Annotated in this window: 1 protein-coding gene; it reads right to left on the bottom strand. The window is 49.6% G+C overall.

Features of this window, described 5'->3' with window-relative positions; all coding sequences use genetic code 11:
• A partial coding sequence (locus A8L45_RS23450) for a calcium-binding protein (protein WP_139122474.1) occupies positions 1 to 470 on the bottom strand: 470 nt, incomplete at both ends.

Genomic DNA, 470 nt, shown 5'->3' with positions numbered 1-470 from the left:
ACCACCTGAAATTCGGTTGTTGTTGCCGTCTCCGCGAATGATATCTGAAGAAGCTGAGCCTTGAAGTGACTCAATAGAGCTATAGACGATGTCTGACAGGTTAATTGTTACACCAGCAGAAGCAGCTGCGGCAGATAAGGTATCGTCACCTTCACCGCCGTCGACGACCGCATTGTCTCCCTCGTAAATGAAGGTATCGTCACCTGCACCACCATATAGAGAGTCAGAACCTTCACCACCGATCAGGGTATCGTTACCATCATTACCTCTCAGGGTGTCGTTGCCTTCACCGCCATCAAGCTGATTGGCATCATTGTTACCCTCCAAGGTATCGTTGCCCGCCCCACCTGTGACATTAGCAACATCATTGGCATTTGCCAGATTGAAGCCTCCTGTCTGACCGGCTGCAGAATCAACAATAACAGTATTGTTCCCTTCACCACCGAACACTTCGTCATGTTCGTCCACAT

Source organism: Veronia pacifica, assembly GCF_001707825.1.
Lineage (GTDB): Bacteria > Pseudomonadota > Gammaproteobacteria > Enterobacterales > Vibrionaceae > Veronia > Veronia pacifica.
The sequence above is the reverse complement of the archived record's forward strand: the minus strand, read 5'-3'. Positions and strand labels throughout refer to the sequence as shown.